General features: G+C 43.2%; 8 tRNA genes. 3 read left to right on the top strand and 5 right to left on the bottom strand.

Going from position 1 to position 2,039, the window contains the following annotated elements:
• Window positions 1–175 precede the first annotated feature (175 nt).
• The 5 genes from PASHI_RS21355 to PASHI_RS21335 form a co-directional block, all read right to left on the bottom strand.
• Window positions 176–251 (bottom strand) — tRNA-Glu (locus PASHI_RS21355).
• A gap of 78 nt (window positions 252–329) precedes the next feature.
• Window positions 330–405, bottom strand: a tRNA-Glu gene (locus PASHI_RS21350).
• Between the two features lie 168 nt (window positions 406–573).
• Window positions 574–649, bottom strand: a tRNA-Glu gene (locus PASHI_RS21345).
• Window positions 650–783: 134 nt separating this feature from the next.
• A tRNA-Glu gene (locus tag PASHI_RS21340) sits at window positions 784–859 on the bottom strand.
• Window positions 860–898: 39 nt separating this feature from the next.
• Window positions 899–974 (bottom strand) — tRNA-Ala (locus PASHI_RS21335).
• Window positions 975–1,617: 643 nt separating this feature from the next.
• On the opposite strand from PASHI_RS21335, the gene PASHI_RS21330 reads away from it, so the two are divergent.
• From PASHI_RS21330 to PASHI_RS21320, 3 genes are all read left to right on the top strand, one after another.
• Window positions 1,618–1,693 (top strand) — tRNA-Val (locus tag PASHI_RS21330).
• A gap of 36 nt (window positions 1,694–1,729) precedes the next feature.
• Window positions 1,730–1,805: transfer RNA gene (locus tag PASHI_RS21325), tRNA-Val, on the top strand.
• A gap of 67 nt (window positions 1,806–1,872) precedes the next feature.
• Window positions 1,873–1,948 (top strand) — tRNA-Val (locus PASHI_RS21320).
• Window positions 1,949–2,039: the final 91 nt, after the last annotated feature.

Below are 2,039 nucleotides of genomic sequence, written 5' to 3'. Positions count from 1 at the left end.
GGGGACACATAATGTGTCACTAGGACAACTGAATAGTTAGACTCGATTCAGACGAGCTCTTAATAACACAACACTTAAAGTAAGTGGCGTCCCCAAGAGATTCGTACTCTTGATAACGTCGTACATAGATTGCGCGGTGTTCACCGCCCCACTACACATAACCTACTTAGATAAGTGGCGTCCCCAAGGGGATTCGAACCCCTGTTACCGCCGTGAAAGGGCGGTGTCCTAGGCCTCTAGACGATGGGGACACATAATGTGTCACTAGGACAACTGAATAGTTAGACTCGATTCAGACGAGCTTTTAATAACACAACACTTTTAGTAAGTGGCGTCCCCAAGGGGATTCGAACCCCTGTTACCGCCGTGAAAGGGCGGTGTCCTAGGCCTCTAGACGATGGGGACACATAATGTGTCACTAGGACAACTGAATAGTTAGACTCGATTCAGACGAGCTTTAATAACACAGCACTTTAAGTAAGTGGCGCCGCCAAGAGATTCGTACTCTTGATAACGTCGTGAATAGATTGCGCGGTGTTCACCGCCCCACTACACATAACCTACTTGAATAAGTGGCGTCCCCAAGGGGATTCGAACCCCTGTTACCGCCGTGAAAGGGCGGTGTCCTAGGCCTCTAGACGATGGGGACACATAATGTGTCACTAGGACATTAAATGATAGTTTGACTCATATCGGAGTTAAGGTTACTAAAATAACATGCAAGTACTCGAGACTGACATATTTATTTATTTTCTTGGCAATTGCTCACTTACTAAGAGTAAGTGGCGTCCCCAAGGGGATTCGAACCCCTGTTACCGCCGTGAAAGGGCGGTGTCCTAGGCCTCTAGACGATGGGGACGCAGAAAACTGCAACCCTAGGACAAACACTATGCAAATCTGGTGGAGCTATGCGGGATCGAACCGCAGACCTCTTCGCTGCCAGCGAAGCGCTCTCCCAGCTGAGCTATAGCCCCGACTTGCATACACACCACCAATTAATGTTGGTTGTGTATCGCTGAGTGCGGGGCGCATTCTATGCAGCCCCCCAAATAAAGTCAACAGTTTTTTATCTAAGTTTATTTAAATGATTTAAATTTCAACAAGCTGACTAAATATCAATCCGTTACGGAGGTATTTTATACAAAGAGCTATCAAATTAGCTATTTTGGGCTAATTGCATTGTTGGTTTGTTATCAAAGGCTCTCTGCTTTTGAATTTACTCCCTTAGAAAAGGTATACATTTATATGCAAAATAAAGTTCATTATTTAAAGCTTTAAATAAAACGACTTCCCCCTTCCCTGCTTTGTTTTTAATAGTGCTAAGTAGAGTGTAATTAACTAATGCAAATTTATCGGTATGAAAAAACTGTTTTAAAAATTTACTGTATTCATATCATTTGGAATGATTTACCTAGGTCATAAAGCTATAGATCCAAGTCTAAATATAAGCTTATGAATATAAATTGCATATTTGTTCGCCAAAAAATGCTTAAATGCCATGTCATTGTTTATAAAAGCTGCATCTAACACATTTTTACTCATTCAAGTGTTGACACATTTACAACTCTATCTATAATAGCGCCCCACAACAACGCAGCAATGAGTTGTTTTAGATATGGGTCGTTAGCTCAGTTGGGAGAGCATCGCCCTTACAAGGCGAGGGTCACTGGTTCAAGTCCAGTACGACCCACCATTATTCCCTAATGGTGTTCATATCTAAATTCTTAATGGGTCGTTAGCTCAGTTGGGAGAGCATCGCCCTTACAAGGCGAGGGTCACTGGTTCAAGTCCAGTACGACCCACCATTTACTTTCTGTTATTAAAGAAAGTCTCGGTGGTCCTTCCATTAAGATAATATGCTGTATGTAATATGGGTCGTTAGCTCAGTTGGGAGAGCATCGCCCTTACAAGGCGAGGGTCACTGGTTCAAGTCCAGTACGACCCACCATTTTAAAATGGTGTTTCATATTACAAAAATCTAAATGGGTCGTTAGCTCAGTTGGGAGAGCATCGCCCTTACAAGGCGAGGGTCACTGGTT

The organism is Pseudoalteromonas shioyasakiensis (assembly GCF_001550135.1).
In the GTDB taxonomy this organism is placed as follows: Bacteria; Pseudomonadota; Gammaproteobacteria; order Enterobacterales; family Alteromonadaceae; genus Pseudoalteromonas; species Pseudoalteromonas shioyasakiensis.
Note: the sequence above shows the minus strand (reverse complement) of the source record. Positions and strands in the feature narration are given on the sequence as shown.